Source organism: Actinomadura vinacea, from assembly GCF_039532545.1.
Taxonomy (GTDB): Bacteria; Actinomycetota; Actinomycetes; order Streptosporangiales; family Streptosporangiaceae; genus Spirillospora; species Spirillospora vinacea.
Genome location: NZ_BAAARW010000006.1, coordinates 19601 through 38470, shown reverse-complemented (window position 1 = coordinate 38470; position 18870 = coordinate 19601). Strand labels below are relative to the sequence as shown.

General features: G+C 73.0%; 20 protein-coding genes. 13 read left to right on the top strand and 7 right to left on the bottom strand.

Features of this window, described 5'->3' with window-relative positions; all coding sequences use genetic code 11:
* Positions 1-93 precede the first annotated feature (93 nt).
* From ABD340_RS08830 to ABD340_RS08780, 11 genes are all read left to right on the top strand, one after another.
* Positions 94-624 (top strand): PadR family transcriptional regulator, encoded by a 531-nt coding sequence (locus tag ABD340_RS08830; RefSeq protein ID WP_344588141.1) that lies wholly within the window; start codon positions 94-96, stop codon positions 622-624.
* A complete protein-coding gene (locus tag ABD340_RS08825) occupies positions 621-1301 on the top strand; it encodes an ABC transporter ATP-binding protein (protein ID WP_344588140.1) in 681 nt (226 codons plus the stop codon). The genes ABD340_RS08830 and ABD340_RS08825 overlap by 4 nt, the downstream gene beginning before the upstream one ends.
* Positions 1302-1418: 117 nt before the next feature.
* Positions 1419-2129 carry a hypothetical protein gene (locus tag ABD340_RS08820; protein WP_344588139.1) on the top strand — a complete coding sequence of 237 codons (711 nt, stop codon included), beginning with the start codon at positions 1419-1421 and terminating at the stop codon, positions 2127-2129.
* A gap of 52 nt (positions 2130-2181) precedes the next feature.
* Positions 2182-2568 (top strand): hypothetical protein, encoded by a 387-nt coding sequence (locus ABD340_RS08815; protein WP_344588138.1) that lies wholly within the window; start codon positions 2182-2184, stop codon positions 2566-2568.
* Between the two features lie 42 nt (positions 2569-2610).
* Positions 2611-3420, top strand: a complete 810-nt coding sequence (locus tag ABD340_RS08810; RefSeq protein WP_344588137.1) for an IclR family transcriptional regulator domain-containing protein — start codon at positions 2611-2613, stop codon at positions 3418-3420.
* 83 nt (positions 3421-3503) lie between these two features.
* Entirely contained in the window at positions 3504-4706 is a 1203-nt protein-coding gene (locus ABD340_RS08805) for a CaiB/BaiF CoA transferase family protein (RefSeq protein WP_344588136.1), read from the top strand.
* Complete coding sequence (locus tag ABD340_RS08800; protein WP_344588135.1) at positions 4699-5514, top strand: citryl-CoA lyase; 816 nt, start codon at positions 4699-4701, stop codon at positions 5512-5514. The genes ABD340_RS08805 and ABD340_RS08800 overlap by 8 nt, the downstream gene beginning before the upstream one ends.
* Positions 5507-6202, top strand: coding sequence for an alpha/beta fold hydrolase (locus tag ABD340_RS08795; protein ID WP_344588134.1), 696 nt, complete (start codon positions 5507-5509; stop codon positions 6200-6202). The genes ABD340_RS08800 and ABD340_RS08795 overlap by 8 nt, the downstream gene beginning before the upstream one ends.
* Positions 6203-6292: 90 nt before the next feature.
* The gene (locus tag ABD340_RS08790) at positions 6293-6841 is read left to right on the top strand and encodes a VOC family protein (RefSeq protein WP_344588133.1); all 549 of its coding nucleotides are present in this window, start codon (positions 6293-6295) and stop codon (positions 6839-6841) included.
* Positions 6842-6991: 150 nt separating this feature from the next.
* Positions 6992-7960, top strand: coding sequence for an SRPBCC family protein (locus tag ABD340_RS08785; protein ID WP_344588132.1), 969 nt, complete (start codon positions 6992-6994; stop codon positions 7958-7960).
* A gap of 28 nt (positions 7961-7988) precedes the next feature.
* Complete coding sequence (locus ABD340_RS08780) at positions 7989-9161, top strand: zinc-dependent alcohol dehydrogenase (protein ID WP_344588130.1); 1173 nt, start codon at positions 7989-7991, stop codon at positions 9159-9161.
* A gap of 75 nt (positions 9162-9236) precedes the next feature.
* Here ABD340_RS08780 and ABD340_RS08775 read toward each other — a convergent pair whose 3' ends face one another.
* Positions 9237-10430, bottom strand: a complete 1194-nt coding sequence (locus ABD340_RS08775; RefSeq protein WP_344588128.1) for an acyl-CoA dehydrogenase family protein — start codon at positions 10428-10430, stop codon at positions 9237-9239.
* Positions 10431-10579: 149 nt separating this feature from the next.
* On the opposite strand from ABD340_RS08775, the gene ABD340_RS08770 reads away from it, so the two are divergent.
* Entirely contained in the window at positions 10580-11161 is a 582-nt protein-coding gene (locus tag ABD340_RS08770) for a TetR/AcrR family transcriptional regulator (RefSeq protein ID WP_344588127.1), read from the top strand.
* A 63-nt stretch (positions 11162-11224) separates the two neighbouring features.
* On the top strand, positions 11225-11878 hold the full coding sequence (locus ABD340_RS08765) for a TetR family transcriptional regulator (protein ID WP_344588126.1): 654 nt from the start codon (positions 11225-11227) through the stop codon (positions 11876-11878).
* Here ABD340_RS08765 and ABD340_RS08760 read toward each other — a convergent pair.
* The 6 genes from ABD340_RS08760 to ABD340_RS08735 form a co-directional block, all read right to left on the bottom strand.
* Positions 11875-12516, bottom strand: coding sequence for a GTP-binding protein (locus tag ABD340_RS08760; protein ID WP_425547326.1), 642 nt, complete (start codon positions 12514-12516; stop codon positions 11875-11877). The genes ABD340_RS08765 and ABD340_RS08760 overlap by 4 nt on opposite strands.
* Positions 12497-12871 carry a DUF742 domain-containing protein gene (locus ABD340_RS08755; RefSeq protein ID WP_344588125.1) on the bottom strand — a complete coding sequence of 125 codons (375 nt, stop codon included), beginning with the start codon at positions 12869-12871 and terminating at the stop codon, positions 12497-12499. The genes ABD340_RS08760 and ABD340_RS08755 overlap by 20 nt, the downstream gene beginning before the upstream one ends.
* 19 nt (positions 12872-12890) lie before the next feature.
* On the bottom strand, positions 12891-13325 hold the full coding sequence (locus ABD340_RS08750; protein ID WP_344588124.1) for a roadblock/LC7 domain-containing protein: 435 nt from the start codon (positions 13323-13325) through the stop codon (positions 12891-12893).
* Positions 13322-15829, bottom strand: a complete 2508-nt coding sequence (locus ABD340_RS08745; RefSeq protein WP_344588122.1) for a nitrate- and nitrite sensing domain-containing protein — start codon at positions 15827-15829, stop codon at positions 13322-13324. Before ABD340_RS08745 ends, ABD340_RS08750 begins: the two co-directional genes overlap by 4 nt.
* Positions 15830-16291: 462 nt before the next feature.
* Complete coding sequence (locus tag ABD340_RS08740; protein WP_344588121.1) at positions 16292-17530, bottom strand: cytochrome P450; 1239 nt, start codon at positions 17528-17530, stop codon at positions 16292-16294.
* Positions 17531-17588: 58 nt separating this feature from the next.
* On the bottom strand, positions 17589-18482 hold the full coding sequence (locus ABD340_RS08735; RefSeq protein WP_344588120.1) for an SDR family NAD(P)-dependent oxidoreductase: 894 nt from the start codon (positions 18480-18482) through the stop codon (positions 17589-17591).
* Positions 18483-18870 lie beyond the last annotated feature (388 nt).

The following is an 18870-nucleotide window of genomic DNA, read 5'->3' as shown; positions in this document are numbered from 1 at the left end:
TCGACCTGTCGGCGATCCGCTGAGGCACCCGTCGCCGAGGCCGTCACGACAACTATGCACTCAGTACATATCTTGAGTGTATAGTCCGACGGCATGGCGACTCCGCAGATCCTGCTCGCCCTGCTGGCCGAGCGGCCCAAGCACGGGTACGAGCTCAAACGCGAGCACGATGAGCGGCTGCCGGGGGCCAAACCGCTGCCCTACGGCCAGGTCTACTCGACGCTGCAGCGGCTGGAGCGCGACGGGTTCGTGGCCGTGGCCGGGACCGCCCGGGAGGGCGGTCCCGAGCGCACGGTCTACGAGCTGACCCCGGAGGGCACCGAGAAGGTGCGGGGCTGGCTCGCCGAGACCGAGCCGCCCGCGCCGTACGTCACCGGCGCCCTGTTCACCCGTGCCGTCATGGCGCTGGTGGCCGGCGGCGACGCCCGGGCCGGCCTGGACCGGCAGCGCGCCGCCCACCTGGCGCGGATGCGGGAGCTCACCCGCACCAAGTCGGCGCCCGAGGCGTCGGCCGCCGAGGCGCTCGCCGCCGACTACGCCCTGCTCCACCTGGACGCCGACCTGCGGTGGATGGAACTGGCCGTGCACCGCCTGGCCGACCTGACCAAGGAGATCAGCCGATGAGTCCCCTGCTGCAAGCGCGCGACGCCGGCCTGTCGTTCGGGCGCACCCGAGCGCTGCGCGGCGCGTCCCTGACGATCGACGCGGGCGAGGTGGTGGCGATCTCCGGCCCGAGCGGCTCGGGCAAGAGCACGCTGCTGCACTGCCTGTCCGGGATCCTGGTACCCGACGCCGGCGAGATCCACTACGGCGGGACCCGCCTCGACGAGCTGGACGAGGACGCACGGGCCCGGCTGCGGCGCGAGGCGTTCGGAATCGTCTTCCAGTTCGGCGGGCTGGTTCCGGAGCTGACCGCCGCGGAGAACGTGGCCGTCCCGCTGATGTTCGGCGGGCTCGGCCGCGCCGAGGCGGCCGGCGCCGCGCTGGAATGGCTGGGCAGGGTCGGCGCCGACGACTGCGCGCCGCTCCGGCCCGGCGACCTGTCCGGCGGCCAGACGCAGCGGGTCGCGCTGGCGCGGGCGCTCGCCACCGGGCCCAAGGTGGTCTTCGCCGACGAGCCCACCGGCGCGCTCGACAGCGCCGCCGGTGAACAGCTGCTGGGCCTGCTGCTCACGACGGCCCGCGAACACGGCACCACCGTGGTCCTGGTGACCCACGACAACCGGATCGCGGCCTTCGCCGACCGCGAGATCGTGGTCCGCGACGGTGCCGTGGCCGAGGCGGCGGAGGTGAGCCGATGACCGGCGGGCGCGTGCTGTTCGACGTCGCCGCGATGCTGGCCCGCGGTACCTCGCGCGCCGACCGGCGGCGGCGCCGGCTACTGGTGGCCGGCACCGCGACGGCCACCCGTCGCCGGCATGCTGCTGATGCTCGTCGGCGGGCTCATCGAGGCCGGGGACATGGTCGGGGTGACGCTGATCGCCCCCGGAGCCCTCCTCGCCCTGATCGGCCTCGCGGCGTCCGCGAGCCGCCTGGTGCTGGCATCGGCACGGCTGGCCGGACGCCGGGCGCGCAGCCCCGAGACGCTCCTGGCGGCGCGCGCCCTCGAGGCCGACCCCCGTGCCTGGGGCCGCACCATGGCGGTCGTCGCACTGGTCGTCGCGTTCGGCACGGGCACCGGCGCCCTCAGGTGGGACGTGTTCCGGGACCGGGCCGAGTACGGGGTCTCGCTCGAGCGGTTCTGGGTGGTCAGCTTCACCCTGACCCATCTGGCGCTGCTGTTCGCCCTGCTCGTGGCGGTCACCGCGGTGGTGGTGCACCGGGCCGAGTCGCTGCTGGAGAGCGGCCGCTCGACCGCGGCGCTGGCCGCGACCGGCGTTCCGGTCAGGGCTCTGCGGCAGACGCTGATCGCGGCGACGCCGATCTGCGCGATCGCCGCACTGGCCGCGTGCGTCGGCATGACGGGGGGCGTCTTCACCACGCGGAAGAACCTGCTGGGGTTCGCCTGGATGGCCGGCCAGGGGCTGGTCATGGTCGTCCTCGCGGTGGCGATCGCGTCCGCCGTCACGGCCCTCTCCGGCCGTCTCCTCACCCGGGCCGCCTCGCCCACCCGTCTCCGTACCGATTGACGGTCCGGTGATGACCGGCCAACGTGGGTCCTGCGCTCGTTATGTTGGGGGCGTGCGCAGGACCTACGTTCACGTCGCGGTGGTCGCCATGGCCGCGGACGGTGACGTGCGGGCGCCGGGAGCGGCCGTCACCGTCGCGGTGTGCGGGCACTGGGAGCACCCGCCGCCGTGCCCGCTCGCGCCGCATCATGTCGCCGCGGAGCGGTCCGGTGACGAGGTCCGCCTGCGCGTGCTCTTCGCCACGCGTCCGGAGGCCGTGGCCGAGGTCCGGCGGCGCATCGAGACGGCGCTGCGCCGGGACGTCCTGGAGGGCCCGGACGGAGTGGTCACGCGCTGGCGGTTCCGGGACGCGGGCCCGGGCCGTCTCCGTGAGGAGGAGACGGCCCACGCCGCCCGCCTCGTTCGGGACGGCGTCCGCCAGGCGGACGAGGGGCAGTAGCCTGAAGGGCGTCCCGCCGAGCGAGCCGAGGGAGCCGCGACGATGCCCCGCGAAGGAACCGGACCGGATTTCATCGAGGCGCTGGCCCGCGGGCTTGAAGTGATCGCGGCCTTCTCGCCGCAGCGCCCGGTGATGTCGCTGACGGAGACGGCCACGGCGACCGGGCTGGCCCGTCCGACCGCGCGCCGGATCCTGCTGACCCTGGAGGAGCTGGGTTACGTCCGCACCGCGGACGGCGGGTTCGCGCTCACCCCGCGGGTCCTGGAGCTGGGCGTCGCCTACGTCCGGTCGATGGGGCTGTGGGACGTGGCGCGGCCGCACATGGAGCGGCTCGTGGCGCGCACCGGCGAGTCCTGCTCGATCGCGCAGCTGGACGGGGCCGACATCGTGTACGTCGCCCGGGTCGCGGTCCCGAAGATCGTGACCCTGGCGGTGCAGATCGGCACCCGGTTCCCCGCGCTGCAGACCTCACTGGGCAAGGTCCTGCTGGCGGCACTGGCGCCCGGGGACCTGGAGGAGGTGCTGGCGCAGCCGTCGCGGTCCGGGCTCGAACCGCTTTGGCGGCCCGACCGCGCCGAGCGCGACGCCGTGCTGCGCGAGGTCCGCGCGCGCGGCTGGGCGCTGACCGACGAGGAGCTCGCCCGGGGCATCCGCTCGGTGGCCGCGCCGCTCCGGGACGGGTCGGGGCGGGTGATCGCGGCCCTCAACGTGAACACCCATGCGGCCGAGACGCCGGTGGACAGGCTGCTGGAGGGGCATCTCCCGCTGCTGCTGCAGGCGGCGGGCGACATCGGCGCGGACTTCGCCCGGCTGGCGGGTGTGCCGCACGTGACGGTGGGCGCCTCCTCCTGACCCGCCGGTGTCGTCCGGCGGGCCTCCTATGCCAAGATGGCGACGGACGTTCGTCCGCTATACGGACAGGAGGCGATGCCGGGATGTCAGAGCGAACCCCGCCAGGGACCGGGGCGGCGGACGGGGCCGGGCCGGGGCCGCTCTCGGGCGTCCTGGTCGCGGACTTCTCCCGCGTGCTGGCCGGGCCCTACGCGACGATGCTGCTGGCCGACCTGGGCGCCGAGGTCATCAAGGTCGAGTCGCCGGGCGGGGACGACACCCGGTCCTGGACGCCCCCCGCCCGCGACGGCGTCTCCACCTACTATCTGGGCATCAACCGGGGCAAGCGGTCGATCGTCCTGGACCTGGGCAAGCCGGACGACGCGGACGCCGCCCGGGAGCTGGCGCACCGCGCCGACGTGCTGATCGAGAACTTCAAGCCGGGCGGGCTGGCGAAGTTCGGTCTGGACTACGGCACGGTCATCGCCGCCAACCCGGGGATCGTCTACGCCTCGATCAGCGGCTTCGGCACCCGGGCGGGCCGGCGGGTGCCGGGCTACGACCTCATGGTGCAGGCGATCTCGGGGCTGATGAGCCTGACCGGCGACCCGGACGGCGAGCCCTTCCGCGCGGGGATCTCGGTGTTCGACGTGATGGCCGGCAACCACGCGGCGATCGGCATCCTCGCCGCGCTGCGCCACCGCGACGCGACCGGGCAGGGCCAGCACGTCGGGGTGAACCTCCTGTCGTCCGCGCTGTCCGGGCTGGTCAACCACAGTTCCGCCTATGCCGCGGGCGGCGTGGTGCCGTTCCGGATGGGCAACGCGCATCCGAGCGTCTTCCCCTACGAGCCGTTCCCGACCGCCGACCGCGACCTCATCGTGACCGCCGCCAACGACGGGCAGTTCCGCCGGCTGTGCGAGGTGCTGGGCGTCCCCGAGGTCCCCGACGACCCGCGGTTCGCCCGCAACCAGGACCGCACCGCCAACCGGGACGAGCTGCGCCCGCTGCTGGTCGACCGGCTGGCCGCCCGCGGCGCGGACGAGTGGTTCGAGGCGCTGATCGAGGCGGGCGTGCCGTGCGCGCCGATCAACACCATCGACGGCGGCTTCGCGATGGCCGAGCGCTTCGAGCTGGACCCGATCGTGACGGTCGGCGACGGCGGGCGCGCGATCCCGATGGCGAAGCACCCGATCTCCCTGTCCGCCACCCCGGCCCGCTACGAGCTGCCGCCGCCCGACCTCGACGAGCACGGCGCCGAGGTGCGCGCCTGGCTGGCCGGTCCGCGGGAGGACGGCCGTGACTGAACCGCCGAGCTACCCGACGGCGCTGGGCGCCTCCAGCCCCACCTCGATCACCCTGCTCGGCCAGGACCTGGCCGAGGACGTGATGGGCACCGTCGGCTTCGGCGAGCTGGCCTACTGGCTGGCGACCCAGCGCCGGCCCACCCCCGGGCAGGTCCGGGTGTTCGAGGCGGTGCTCGCCGCGCTGGCCGACCACGGCTTCACCCCGACCGCCATCGTCACCCGCCTCACCTACCTCTCCGCTCCCGACTCGATCCAGGGGGCGCTCGCGGCCGGGCTGCTCGGCGGGGGCTCCCGGTTCCTGGGCGTCACCGAGGACACCGGCGCGTTCCTGCACGAGGTCCTGGCCGGGCTGGACGGCCCGCCACCCGCGGACGAGGCCGGCTGGGACGCGCTCGCGCTGGAGACCGTGCGGGCGTGCAGGGCGGAGCGGCGGCTCGTCCCCGGACTCGGGCACCACGTGCACAAGCAGGGCGACCCGCGCACGCCGCGGCTCATGCGGATCGCGACCGAGGAAGGGACGTTCGGCCCGCATCTGTCGCTGTTCGCCGCGATCGGGCGGGTGCATCCCCAGGTGCTCGGCAAGACCCTGCCGCTCAACGGCGCCGGGGTGTGCGGGGCGGCGCTGGCCGACCTGGACCTGCCGATCCGGCTGCTGCGCGGGTTCGCGCTGCTGGCGCGCACCGCGGGCCTGATCGGGCAGCTCGCCGAGGAGCTGCGCCATCCGGTCGGCAACGAGATCTTCCTGTCGGTCGACCTCAACAACCGTCCGGTCGCACCCGATCCGCATCCCGACGGCACGGATGGCTGACGGCGGCGCCGGGCCGATCGTCCTGCTGGTGCACGGCGCCAACCACGACGGCCGGTGCTGGACGCCGGTGCTGGAGCGCCTGGAGCGGACGGGCGTCCGGGGGCGGGCCGTCGACCTGCCGCTGACGTCGTTCACGGCCGACACCGAGGCCGTGCGCGCCGCGGTGCGGGAGGCGGCGGCGGACGGTCCCGTCGTCCTGGCCGCGCACAGCTACGGCGGTCTGCCCGTCACCGCGGGCGGCCACGGCGCCGCCCGCCTGGTCTTCGTCGCCGCGCGCATGCCGGTGGCCGGGGAGTCGCCGGCGGACCTGACGCCCCGGTGGAACCACCCGGAGTTCCGCGCGGCCTGCGACGTGCGCGCGGACGGCGCGGTGACGCTCCGCGCCGCCGCCGCGGACGTGCTCTACTCGGGCGCGCCGCCGGAGCTGGCCCGGTCGGCGGCGCGCCGCTGGCGCCCGATGTGGAGCCGGGTGCCGGCGGAGCCGATCGCCGATCCCGCGTGGTCGTCGGTGCCGTCCTGCTACGTGGTCTGCGCCCGGGACCGCACGGTCCGCGTCGAGGCGCAGCGCGAGTGCGCGGCGCGGGCGGCGGAGAGCGTCGAGATCGGCTGCGACCATTCACCGTTCCTGTCGGCTCCCGGCCGGCTGGCGCGGATCCTGTCCGAGCAGGCGGCGCGGGTCGGGCGGTAGCCCCTTGACAAGGCCACGGGTGCGCGCAATCGTCGGCTCACGTTCGGACAGCGGACAAGTGTCCGCCCACCCCAGCGAGGAGATCCAGCGATGACCCAAGTGTCTTCCGAGAACACGTCGCTGCCGGCGCGCCTGCACCACAACGCCTACGTGACACGCGACCAGGAGGCGACGCGGGCGTTCTACGAGGACATCATCGGCCTGCCCCTCATCGCGACATGGAAGGAGGCCGACGAGCTCTTCGGGGCGGTGCGGACCTACTGCCACACCTTCTACGGCCTCGGGGACGGCAGCTCCCTGGCGTTCTTCCAGTTCGCCGATCCCGCCGACCAGGAGCAGTTCGGCCCGGAGATGCCGCACTCGCCGTTCCGGCACATCGCCCTCAAGGTCACCGATGAGGTGCAGGGCGCGATCGCGCGGCGGCTCAAGGAGGCCGGCTGGAAGCCCGACGAGACCTACACCCTCGAGCACGGCTACTGCCGATCGCTCTACACCAGCGACCCCAACGGGCTGCTGCTGGAGTTCACCGCGGACGCCGCGGGCATCGAGGAGTCCGACGGCGAACGCCGGGAGCGGGCGCACGCCGATCTCAGGTCGTGGCTCGGCGGCGACCACACCAGCAACAACACCTGGCGCTGACCACCTGGCGCTGACCACCGGGCGCTGAGCGCCGCCCGCCCCTGTGCCGGCAGGTGTCATGGCAGGTCAGCGGGGTACGGCGCGTCATGCCGGGTCGATGTGCTCCGCACCGGGGGGCCGCCCGGCTCGATCGAGCTCGGGGGGACGATCATGACTTCACGCGAGGACGCCGACGCGGCCGAAAGGCTGGCCCGCGGTCTCGGCTGGGCGAGTCTCGGCCTGGCGGCGCCGCGGCTGCTGATGCCGCGGGCGGTGCGCCGGGCAAGCGGCCTGGAGCACTCCACCGCGGCGCGGTTCATCGTGCCGATGGTGGGGGCGCGGGAACTGCTGCACGCCGGCGCGCTGCTGGCCGGCCGCAGGCCCGCGCCGTGGACGTGGACGCGGGTGGCGGGCGACGCGATGGATCTCGCGCTGCTGGCGGGGGCGCTGCGCCGGCGGCCGCCGGGCCGGGGCCGGGGCCGGGGCCGGATGCGGGGGCGCGGCCGGGTGCAGGTCGCGCTCACCGCGGTCGCCGGGATCACCGCCGTGGACGTCTACGCCGCCGTGCGGAACGCCCGCGCGCTCCGCCGGGCCGGCGAGGAGCGGCGGTACACCGGTGCGGGCCCGCTGCACGTGCACGCCGCCATCACGATCAACCGCCCCCGCGCGCAGGTGTACGCGCACTGGCGGCGCCTGGAGAACCTGCCGGCGTTCATCACGCACCTGGAGTCGGTCGAGGAGATCGGGCCGGGACGTTCGCGCTGGACGATGCGCGGACTGCGCGGCAGGACGATGTCCTGGGAGGCGGAGGTGACCGAAGACCGCCCCGGCGAGCTGGTCGCGTGGCGCTCGATGCCGGGCGCCGAGATCGGCAGCCACGGTGCGGTGCGGTTCACCGACGCGCCCGGCAACCGCGGCACCGAGGTGCGCGTGGAGCTGCGGTACGCCCCGCCCGGCGGCCAGGCGGGCGCACGGCTGGCCAGGCTGCTGGGCGAGGACCCCGAGCAGCAGGTGCGCGATGACCTGCGCCGGTTCAAGCAGGTGATGGAGACCGGCGAGGTCGTCCGGTCGGAGGCCAGCCCGGAGGGCGTCCGCGCCATGCGCCCGGCCCGGCAGCGACCGGCACAGCCGGTGGCCTGACCCAGACGCGACGCCGAAAGGACCGCATATGAAGGCCAACTGCTGGACCGGACGCAACACCGTCGAGGTGACCGACGTCCCCGATCCGCGCATCCTGAACTCCCGGGACGCGATCGTGCGCATCACCTCGACCGCGATCTGCGGCTCGGATCTGCACCTGTACGACGGATACGTCCCGACCATGAAGAAGGGCGACGTCCTCGGCCACGAGTTCATGGGCGAGGTGGTCGAGACCGGTCCGGGCGTGTCGAACCTGCGCGCCGGCGACCGGGTCGTGGTGCCGTTCCCCATCGCGTGCGGAAACTGCGGCGCGTGCGCGCGCGAGCAGTACTCGCTGTGCGAGAACTCCAATCCCAACGCGGGGATGGCCGAGAAGCTGATGGGCCACTCCCCCGCCGCGATCTTCGGTTACTCGCACATGCTCGGCGGGTTCGCCGGCGGGCAGGCCGAGTACGCCCGGGTCCCGTTCGCCGACGTCGGGCCCATCAAGATCGAGAACGATCTGCCGGACGAGCGGCTGCTGTTCCTGTCCGACATCTTCCCGACCGGGTTCATGGGCGCGGAGATGTGCGAGATCAAGCCCGGTGACACCATCGCGGTCTGGGGCGCCGGACCGGTCGGGCAGTTCGCCATCGCCAGCGCCTTCCTCCTGGGCGCCGAGCGCGTCATCGCCATCGACCGCTTCCGCTACCGGCTCGACATGGCCCGGGACAAGGGCGGTGCCGAGGTGATCAACTACGAGGAGACCGACGTCCAGGAGGCGCTGCGCGAGATGACCGCCGGGCGCGGTCCGGACGCCTGCATCGACGCGGTGGGCATGGAGGCCCACCACGCCAATCCCGCGGTGCACGCCTACGACCGCGCCAAGCAGGCGACCCGTTTGGAGACCGAACGGCCGCACGCCCTGCGCGAGGCCATCACGGCCTGCCGCAACGGCGGGATCGTCTCGGTGATCGGCGTCTACGGCGGGGTCATGGACAAGTTCCCGATCGGCTCGCTGATGAACCGCTCGATCACCCTGCGCGCCGGGCAGTGCCACGTCCACCGCTACATGCGGCCGCTGCTGGACCGCATCGAGTCGGGCGCCATCGATCCCGGTTACGTCATCAGCCACCGGCTGCCGCTGAGCGAGGCGCCGGCCGGCTACGAGATGTTCAAGCACAAGCAGGACGAGTGCACCAAGGTCGTCCTGACGCCGTGACGCTGCGCGCCACCCGCACCGCCGCCCTGCAACGCTGACGGACAGCGCTGACGGACAGGGCGGCGGGTGCGGCCGTCAGGGACGGGCCGCTTTGTCGTGGCGGCGCATGACGCGGCGGGCGATGGCCCAGCGGTGCGCCTCGGACGGGCCGTCGTAGATGCGGAAGGGGCGCACTTCGCGGAGGAAGCGGCCGAGCAGCACATCGCCGGAGACCCCGAGCGCGCCGCAGATCTGCAGCGATCGGTCCACCACCCGCCAGATGGCCTCGGCGGAGAACGTCTTGGCGATGGAGGTCGCCTGCGAGGCCGACCGCCCCTGGTCGAGTTCCCAGCAGGCTTGGAGGACGAGGCCGCGGGCGGCGGCGATGTCGATCTCGTTGTCGGCGATCATCTGCTGCACCATGCCGAGGTCGCCCAGGCGGGAGCCGAACAGCTCGCGCTCGGCGGCGCGTCCCACGGCGATGTCCTGGGCGCGGCGCGCGATGCCGAGCCAGCGCATGCAGTGGGTCATGCGGGCGGGGCCGAGCCGGACCTGGGCGTAGCGGAAGCCCTCGTCGACCTCGCCCAGCACGGCCTCGTCGGGGACGACGCAGCCGTCGAACAGCACCTCCAGGTGGCCGCCGTACAGGCTCTCGTCCAGGGTGTCGATGTGCCGGACCAGCTTCATCCCGGGGTTGCCGGCGTCGACGAGGAACATCGTGGCGCCGCCCGGGTCGCCGGGGTCGCCGGACGTGCGGGCCATGCAGATGGCGAACCCGGCGCCGTCGGCGCCGGTGATGAACCACTTGCGCCCGTCGATCCGCCAGCCGCCGCCGACCCGCGCCGCCCGGGTGCTCAGCGCCGCGGGGTCGGACCCGGCCCCCGGCGCGGGCTCGGTCATCGCGAAGCACGAGCGGATCTCGCCCGCCGCCAAGGGGGCCAGGTACCGCCGCTTCTGCTCCTCGGTCGCGATGAGTTCGAGCATGTGCATGTTGCCCTCGTCGGGCGCGGCGATGTTGAGGGCGAGCGGGCCGAGCAGCGAGTAGCCCGCCTCCTCGAAGACCACCGCGCGCGCCCGCATGTCGAGGCCGTGGCCGCCGAACTCGGGACCGACGTGCGGGGCGAACACGCCGGCCTCCTTCGCCGCCCGCTGCAGCCGGACCCGCTCCGAGTCGTCCCGGACGACGCCGCCGCCGCGCTCCTCGACCGGGATCACCACCTCGCGGACGAAGTCCGCGGTGCGCCGGGCGAGGTCGGCGACCACCGGGTCCGGCTCGAGGTCAACGGCCATGACACCTCCAGGAGCTAATCATTGTTAGCCGATGGAATCCGAACGTCGTCCACGGTGTCAAGGCATCCCGGCCGTGATGTACGTTCACCGGCTATCGTTGGCTAGCCGCCCTCCAGCCGTCTTCCAGCCATCTTCCCAAGGAGCGTGACATGGCCGGTGCCGCAGCATCCCGGATGCCGGAGATCCGCGCCGCCGCCCTGGAACTGTTCACGCTGCACGGCTACGAGGCCACCACGATGGCCGCCATCGGCGCGCGGGTCGGCGTCCGCGGGCCGAGCCTCTACAAGCACGTCGCGTCCAAGCAGGAACTGCTGGCCGGCATCATGGTCGCCACGATGGACGCGCTGCTGGCCGAGCACGCGCGCGCGACCGCCGGCACCGCGGACCCCACCGAGCGGCTGCGGCGGGCGGTCGACGCGCACGTCCGCTACCACGCGCGCAACCGCCTGGAGGCGTTCGTCGGCAACCGGGAGATCCGCAGCCTGGTGGAGCCGCACCGGTCCGCGGTCCTGTCGCGGCGGGCCGAGTACGAGCTGCGGTTCCGCACGCTGGTCGACGACGGGGTCGCGGCGGGCCGGTTCCGGGTGTCGTCGGCGCGGCTGGCCTCGTACGCGATCCTCGACCTGGGCATGGGCGTGGCGGCGTGGTTCCGCGCGGACGGCGAACTCGGCGAGAACGAGGTCTCCTGGCAGTACACCGAGTTCGCGCTGCGCCTGGTCGGCGCGGACTGACCTGCGGAATCCCGCCGTTCCGGCGCGCTCCTGACCAAGCGCCGGCTAGGGCATACTGGTGCGGTGCCCCGACCATCCCAGCCGCTGATCAACCGCAAGGTAGCGGTGGCCACCGCGCTCGCGATCATCGACACCGAAGGGCTGGGCGCGTTCAGCCTCCCGCGGCTGGCCCGCGAGCTCGGCGTCCGGGCGCCGTCCCTGTACCACCACTTCGAGGACCGGGCGGAGATCCTGGAGGAGGTCGCGCAGAGCATCGTCCTGGAAACGGTGATACCGCGCAAACCGAGCGGCGACGACTGGATGAACTGGTTCGTCGCGCTCGCCATGAATTTCCGGCGCGTCATCCTGCGGCACGGCAACGCCGCCCCGATCCTCCTGGAGTTCCTGCCCCGGGACATGCTCAGCCCGCTCTACGACGACGCGGCCGAGTTCCTCACCCAGGCCGGCGTCGCGACCGGCCTGCACGTGCTCATCCTGGACGGGCTCGAGAAGCTCACGCTGGGCGCCGCCGTCACCGAGGCGATGCGCAGGCCGGCGCGCCGGGGACGGATCTTCGGCCACGTCGACCCCGCCTCCCAGCCCGCCCTGGCGCAGGCGGTCAAGGCCAACGAACTCACCGCGGCGGACCTGTTCGCCGAGACGATCCGGGCCTTCCTGCTGGGCGTGACCACCGCCCCGCCGGCGGGCGGCCGCGGCCAGGACGGCGAGGACGGCTAGGACAGATCCAGGGCGTGCTCGACCAGGCTGATGAGCACGTTCTTGGCCGAGTCCCGCTGCCGCACGTCGCACAGCACGATCGGGATGTGCGGGTCCACGTCCAGCGCCGTGCGGATCTCCTTCAGCGTGTGGCTGCGGGCGCCGTCGAAGCAGTTCACCGCCACCACGAACGGGGTGTCGCGCTGCTCGAAGAAGTCGATGGAGGCGAAGCTGGCGGTCAGCCGGCGCGTGTCGCACAGCACCACGGCGCCGATCGACCCGTAGGCCATCTCGTCCCACATGAACCAGAACCGCTCCTGCCCCGGCGTCCCGAACAGGTAGAGCGTGATGCCGTCGTTGAAGGCCAGGCGGCCGAAGTCCATGGCCACGGTGGTGGTGGTCTTGCCCTCCACCCCGCGCAGGTCGTCCACTCCGACGCCGGCGTTGGTGAGGGTCTCCTCGGTGCGCAGCGGGCGGATCTCGCTGACCGCGCCGACCAGGGTGGTCTTGCCCACGCCGAAGCCGCCCGCCACCAGGATCTTCAGCGCCATCCGGGAAGCGTCCCCGCCGGCGCCGGGCAGGGAGTCCCGCCAGTCGCCCGAGCCGAGCGGGTGTGAGGAGGACGGGGACGAGGGAGTGTCAGAGGGCGCGGAGGTCATCGAGAACTCTCTGGAGGATTTCGGGGGACGGTCGTTCGGCCAGCGAAGCCGAGCGCGGCTCCTCCAGCAGGCCCTGCTGCAGGAGATCGGCCAGAAGCACCTGGACCACGCCCAGCGGGAGGTCCAGGTCGGAGGTCAGGTCGGCCAGGGTGGCCGGGGTGCGGCACAGTTCCAGCATCCGCCGCTGCTCGTGCGACAGCCGGGCCCGCTCTCCGGGCCGCAGCCCGGTCGCCACCAGCATCGTGATCAAGTCGAGGCGGATGCCGGGGGCCTTGGTGCGCCCGCGGGTGAGCGCGTAGGGGCGCACCAGCGGCCCGGCGTCCGCGTCGATCCAGCGCTCTCTCGGCGATTCCATGTCCCTGGGGTCCATGGGCTCATGTCGCGTCGCGCGAGGAGCCCGCCAGGCCCGGCGAGCCTGCCCGGGGCGCCGCGGAGAGCTGCTTGCGGACCCGCTTGATGAGCATCGTCATCTCGTAGGCGACCAGACCGGTGTTGCCGCCGGCGTCGCAGAGCACGGCGAGGCAGCTGCCGCTGCCGGCCGCGGAGACGAAGAACAGCACGTCGTCCATCTCCACGATCGTCTGCCGCACCTCGTCCTTGCCGAAGTGCTCGCGCGCCCCGTTGGCCAGGCTGTGGAAACCCGAGGAGATCGCGGCCAGATGCTCGGCGTCCTCCCGCCCGACACCGCGCGAGGCCCCCATCAGCAGGCCGTCGCGGGACAGCAGGACGGCCTGCCGCACCTCCCCCACGCGATCGACCAGCTCGTCCAAGAGCCAGCTCAGGTCGGCGGTCGTGCGTTTCTGCGTCACAGGTCTCCCCGGTCCAGTCGTTCCTCGAACACCGTCGATCGGTCCTCGTCGTCGTCATCGCGGCCGGCCGACCAGCCCGCCTGGAGCGACGAGAGCAGATCGCGGTTGCGCCCGGCCGAGCGCTCGGCCGGCTCCTCCGCCTCCGGCTCCGGCTCGGGGCGCGCCGCCCGCCTGCGGTGGCGGGCGCCGGCGTTGCGCAGCTGCGGGGCCAGGTGCTGCTGGCGGCTGCGCCGTGGCAGGCCGCCGGTCTCGGCGTCGAACTCCTCGCCCTGCTCCCCGCCCTGCACGGGTCCCTCGGCCATGCCCCCCGTCACCGGTCCGGACAGCACGCCGTTGCCGGTGTACGGGGGCGGCGCGCCATTGCCCATCTGCGGAGACGGAGGCGGAGGCTGCACGCCGTTGCCCGTGTGCCGGGGCGGCCCGGTGCGGTGGCGGCCGTCGATCGGCGACCGCGAGGGTTCAGGCGGCCCGGGCGTCCCGGGCATCGCCAGCGCGGGCATCGCCGGGCCCGCGCCGACGGCCGCGCCGGCGTGCTCGACCGGCCGCGGCACCTGGGCCGCCGCCTCCGGCGGGGCGGTCTCGTCGCCGGTGGCCAGCAGCCCGGTGGGCAGCAGCACGACGGCGGTCACGCCTCCGTACGCCGACGGCTGCAAGACGATCTGGATGCCGTGCCGGACGGCCAGCCGCGCCACCACGAACAGGCCCAGCCGGTCGCTGTCGGCCAGGTCGAACTCCGGCGGCTGGGCCAGCCTCCGGTTGATCTCCGCCAGGTCGTCGGCGTCCAGCCCGACCCCGCGGTCGATCACCTCGACGGCCAGCCCGTTGCCCACCAGCTCGGCGCGCACCAGCACCTCGGTCGTCGGCGGCGAGAACGAGGCGGCGTTCTCGATGAGCTCGGCCAGCAGGTGCACCACGTCGGCGACCACCGCGCCCTGCAACTGGACGGGGGTCAGCGCCATCACGTCCACCCGGGCATAGTCCTCGACCTCGGCCAGCGCCGCCCGCAGCAGGTGCTCCACCGGCACCGGCTCCTTCCAGCCCCGGACGGTCTCCTTCCCGGACAGGATGACCAGGCCCTCGGCGTGCCGGCGCATGCGGGTGGTGAGATGGTCGAGGCGGAACAGGTCCTCCAGCTCGTCGGGGTCGGTGACGCGCCGCTCCATCGCGTCCAGCATCCGCAGCTGCCGGTGCAGCAGCGACTGGCTCCGCCAGGCCAGGTTGATGAAGACCCGGCTGATGCCGCCGCGCATCTCGGCCTCGCCCACCGCGGTCTCGATCGCGGTGCGCTGCACGGTGGTGAACGCCTCGGCGACCAGCGCGATCTCCCGGGTGCGCCCGGCCCTGATCGGCGGCGCCTCGGCGTCCACCTGGACCTCCTCGCCCGCGCGCAGCCGCGCCACCACCCGGGGCAGCCGCTCGTGGGCCAGCTGCTGCGCCGCCCGCTGCAGGCCGCGCAGCTCGCGGGACATGGAGCGGGCGAACCGCAGCGACAGCACGATGGAGGCGATGACGACCAGCAGTCCGAACCCGCCGATCAGGGCCAGCTGGAACACCACGTCGCGGCCGTCGGCCTCGGTCTGCTCGGTGAGCGCGGCGGTGGCGGCCAGGGTGGCGTTCCACCATTCCTCGGCCACCGCGGGCTGCGCTGCGCGCCAGCCGCTCATGGACGCCGCGGAGACCCTGCGGCCGGGCGCCCCCACGATCGCCTGCTCCATCTGCTGGTAGCGGGTGAACTGCGGCGATCGCGACAGCCGCTGGAAGGCGTCCCGGACGGCGGCGCTCGGACCGTTGAAGGCGACGTCGGTCAGCTGCTTGCGGTTGGCGGTGGCCTCGGTGAAGGCCGTGTGGACGGCGACCGGCAGGCGCCCGTCGCCGGTCTGGGCCGCCGAGAGCAGCGCGTCCTGGCGCATCATGAAGTCGCGCGCCCAGTTGGTGTTCACCAGCGCCTGGGTGGTCTGGTAGGCGCCGATGTCGTCGGACGTGGCCAGGTTGCTCATCGCCCGGTTGGTGCTGTCGAAAAGGGCGTTGTACTGGGCGATGGCCGCCAGCGGCGCGATGGTGCCCGCGGCGACCTGCTCGCGCAGCGAAGCGATCTTTCGGTATTCGCGGTCGAGGTCGCGGAGGAAGCCCAGCGTTCTCCCGTCGGCGACGTCCTGGGCCGCCGGAAGGGATGTGGCCCGGAAACCGGCCAGAGCGGCGTCTGTACCTTTTTGCCCGGTCTGTAGTTGCTGGGCCCCCTGCGCGCCGCGCGTGCCGAGAACGGTGGCGGCGGCAGTACGTTCCAATTGCAGCGCGTTCCCGACCAGCCCGATCGGGCGCGCCACGTCGTCCACGGTCCGGGTGAACTCGATCCGGTCGAGCGCGGCGCCGAGGGAGATGGCGGCCGCGAAGCTCCACAGCCCCACCAGCGCCAGCAGCGGCACCACGAGCAGCAGACCGATCCGGCGCCCTACGGGACGCAGCCGGACGCGTTTGCGAGAACCGCTTTCGTCCTCATTCTTCACACGCAACAACTCCATGGATCCGTTCGGCCCACAGCTCTGGGGGCCACATGTTTCACCTAAAGCCATAAGAACGCAAGTGGGGTCCGAAGCGGCCCACGCCAACCCCATCGGAAGCGCACTCGGACGGACACTCAGAGTGACAGTCGGACTCGGCCTTGCGTTCAGTGGAGCCGTTAGCCATGGCAGACGACCGCCTACCGCGAATCACCTCCGGTCGGCGTCGAGCATCAGGCTATTGCCTTTAGATAGCACAATGCGGCGGCAAAATTGCCACTTTTTCCCCACGGCGCCGGTCAGGGCCACCGTCAGGACCGCCTATCACCCCTTGAGAATCGCACGGAAAGGTAATCCGCGGGCGATACGGCGGGCGCGGGATCCGGCGGAGTCCGGACGGCGAACGGCCGGCGCCGGGCGGACCGCAGAGGGATCCGCCGGACGCCGGCCGCACGTCCGAGCTCGGGCTCAGACCTTCTCGGGCGTGAAGACGATCGGCAACCGCACCACCCCGCGCACCTGGCTGGAGTGGGAGACCGAGGGCCGCGCCGGGTCCAGGCGGTAGTCGGGGATCCGGCGGTGGATCTCCTCCAGCGCGATGCGCAGCTCGATGCGGGCCAGGTGCGAGCCGAGGCAGCGGTGCGGCCCCGACCCGAACGCCAGGTGCCGGTTGGGCGACCTGTCGATCCGCATGTCCGCCGGGTCGGCGAACTCCCCGGCGTCGCGGTTGGCGCCCGCGAGCAGGACGAGCAGCTGGTCACCGGCCTTGAGCCGGACACCGCCCAGGTCGGTGTCGCGGGTGACCCGGCGGCCGGCGGCGACCGCGGCCTCCAGGCGCAGGATCTCCTCCACCGCGTCCGGGATCAGCGCGGGGTCGTCGATCAGCCGGCGGCGCTGCTCCGGGTTGGCCGCCAGGTGCATGAGGCCCCAGGCCAGCGACCCCTGCACGGTGTGCAGGCCCGCGATGAGCAGCAGGAAGAACATCCGGGCCAGCTCCTCGTCGGTGGGCGCGCGCTCGCCGCCGTCCACCTTGAGGGGCGTGTTGATGATCGCCGCGGTGATGTCGTCGCCCGGATCGGCCACGCCGCGGCGCTCGGCGATGACGCCGGCGAAGTAGCCGAACATCCGCTGCGCGGCCTCCTGCCGGGCCGCGGCGCTCTCCTCCTCGCTCGCGCCGGGCTTGCCCTGCAGCGCGATGTCGGTCATCTCGCCGAACATCTGGGCGTCGTCCGGCGGCCAGCCCATGAGCGTCAGGAACATCGACGTCGGGAGCTCGTGCGCGAACTCGGCGACGAACTCGGCCTCGCCCCTGGCGGCGAAGCCGTCGATGAGCCGGTTGACGATGCCGCGGATGCTCGGCTCGAGCGCCTTCATCCGGACGGGGTTGAACAGCGGCTGGAGCGCCTGCCGGTAGGCGGTGTGGTCCGGCGGGTCGAGTTCGAGGGGGATGAACCTGCCGTCGCCGGCGTCCACGAGGTTGTTCGGGTAGCTGGAGAACGTGCCGGTGTCGCGGAGCACCGTGTGCACCTCGTCGTAGCCGGTCACCAGCCAGTGGCCGCCGTGCGCCGTCGAGTAGACGACCGGCCCGCGCGCCGCGAGCTCGGCGATCTTCTCCTGCATGACGTCCACAGGGGCCGCGAGCGACGGGTCGTAGATGTCGAAGTCGACTTTCAGGTGGTCGGGCGCCTCGGTGGCGTTCGTCGTCATGCCCGTGTACTCCCTTGTGATCTGGTGAACTGGTGCCGCCGTTCGGCCGGCGGCCGGGCTACTGGCCGCCGTCGACGGCAGCGGCGGCGGCAGCGGCCGCGTGCGGGCCGTCCTCCTCGAAGACCATCGCCACGCGCGAGAGGGTGCCGCCGTCGGTCGCGGGCAGGCAGACCCCCGACATGTACGCCGAGTCGTCCGAGGCGAGGAACAGGACGACCTTGGCGTTGTCCAGCAGCGACGGCGGCCTGCCCAGCTTCAGCGGGATCGGCGAGTGGGCGGGGCTCCACTCGCCCGCCGTCTCCTCGTACGACTGCCCGACGACGGGCGCGCCCGGCTCCATCAGGAAGTTCGGCGACATCCCGTGCGTGGGGAGCAGGGCGTTGACCCGGATGCCGTACTTGCCCAGGTCCAGCGAAAGCCCCCGGACCAGGCCGTTCACGCCGGCCTTGGTGGCGCTGTAGAGCGCGATGTTGTGGTAGGCGACCTGGGACGCCGCGGACGAGGTCGCGACGATGGCGCCGCCCCCGTTGCGGCGCAGCGCCGGCACGGCGTGCTTGCACGAGTAGAAGACGCCGGTGAGGTTGACCCCGAGGACGTGCTGCCAGTCGGCGTCGGTGAGGTCCTCGAACGCCACCTGCTCGCCGCCGGCGACCGAGGGGACCCCGCCCCGCGACACCACGCCCGCGTTGGCGAACATGACGTCGAGCTTCCCGAACTCCCGCTCGGCGGTCTGGACGGCGCGGGCGACGTCGGCCTCGACCGCCACGTCGCCGGCCACCGCGATCGCGGTGCCGCCGTCCTGCTCCACCAGCTTCGCCGTCTCCGCGGCGCGCTCGGCGAGGATGTCGAACACCACGACCTTCGCGCCCTCTTCGGCGAACAGCCGGGCGGACCGCCGGCCCAGTCCGGATCCGCCGCCGGTGATGACGGCGACCTTGCCTTCGAGTTTCATGGCACCTCTTCTTTGCCGCCGCACAACGTGCGGAGAACACAACGGGAAAGTGCGGACCGCGCGGCGGAGAAAAGGTGATCCATGACCGCGCGGGGCAGGCTTGATCGGCCCGGGCGCATATTCTGCCACTGACCGACCCGCATATTAAAGCAATTGCAAACTTATTGCTTTAGATTGTGGGTGTCAAGGCCGGGTCGCCTCGACCGCGCCCGCCCAGCCCGGGGTTTCACCACGTCGGCGCCGCCGGCGGTCGCCGGCGGCGGTCGGGGTGCGCACTATCGCATCGAGAATCAACCTTATGCCTATAGATTTATGTCGTCAAGAAGTCGCGGTTGCCGCCGGAGACCTCCGCGGCCCGCCGCGCAGCGGGCCGCGCAATGTCAGAGGC